Source organism: Mesorhizobium sp. M7A.F.Ca.CA.003.01.2.1 (assembly GCF_003998945.1).
Classification (GTDB): domain Bacteria; phylum Pseudomonadota; class Alphaproteobacteria; order Rhizobiales; family Rhizobiaceae; genus Mesorhizobium; species Mesorhizobium ciceri.
Genome location: NZ_RZRA01001391.1, coordinates 1 through 960, shown reverse-complemented (window position 1 = coordinate 960; position 960 = coordinate 1). Strand labels below are relative to the sequence as shown.

The 960-nt window shown below is 64.0% G+C and carries 1 protein-coding gene; it reads right to left on the bottom strand.

What is annotated here, in order from left to right; all coding sequences use genetic code 11:
- Window positions 1–861 (bottom strand): YicC/YloC family endoribonuclease (locus tag EN969_RS32905; RefSeq protein WP_127419828.1); only part of this gene is annotated, 861 nt, incomplete at its 3' end.
- Window positions 862–960: the final 99 nt, after the last annotated feature.

Below are 960 nucleotides of genomic sequence, written 5' to 3'. Positions count from 1 at the left end.
CTGGTCGACCACCGCCTTCAGGTCCAGCCCGATCGCGGTGATGGCGGCGGCATTCGACTTGGAACACAGCGTATTCGATTCGCGGTTAAATTCCTGTGCCAGAAAATCGAGCTTGCGACCGACCGCGCCGCCGCCCACCAGCAGTGCCCGGCCGGATGCGACATGCGTTTTCAGCCGGTCGATCTCTTCGCGAATATCGGCCTTGGTGGCCAGGAACGCGGCCTCCATGTGCAGTCGGGTGGCATCCAAATTGGCGGAAGCGTCCATCAGCAGCCTGACCTGCTCGGCGATGCGTTCCCGGATCACCGCGGTCTCGCGGGATGGATCCACTTCTGCCCGCAGCGTCAGCGCCTCGATTGTGTCGATATGACCCGACAGCAGCAAAGCCAGCGCGGCCCCTTCGCCCTGCCGTGCCTGTTCAAGCCCGTTCAAGGCCACTTCGAGCGCGGCCATGATCGCGGCATCGAGCGCGGCCCTCGCCTCCTCGGTTTCGACAGTTTCGGGAATGTCGAGCACGCCGCGCAGCGACAGCAGTCCATCCGAGGTCGCCGCAGCAACGCCGAACTGCTCCTGCAGCCGCTTGGCGAGCCCGGCCAGGTCCTTCAGGAAGGCTTCGTTGACGACCGGCTGCGCCTGCGCGCCGACGGCACGGCCGATGGTCAGCGTCGCCTGAAAATTGCCGCGTGCAAAACGTTTCTGAAGTATCTGCCGGACAGCCGGTTCCAACCGCTCGAAGCCTTGCGGCAGCCGCAGCCGTACTTCGACGCTCTTGCCGTTGACGGACTTGACCTCCCAGGCGATCGAAGTGCCTTCGTGCTCGGCGACGGCACGTGCAAAACCGGTCATGCTCTGCAAATTCATATCGCCCACACGTCCCTGGCACATTGCCCCGAACCGGCTTTCCGGACAGAGCAAGTGCGGCTTGAAAATGACTGCGCCGCAGGCGCGTCGAAATCGGAC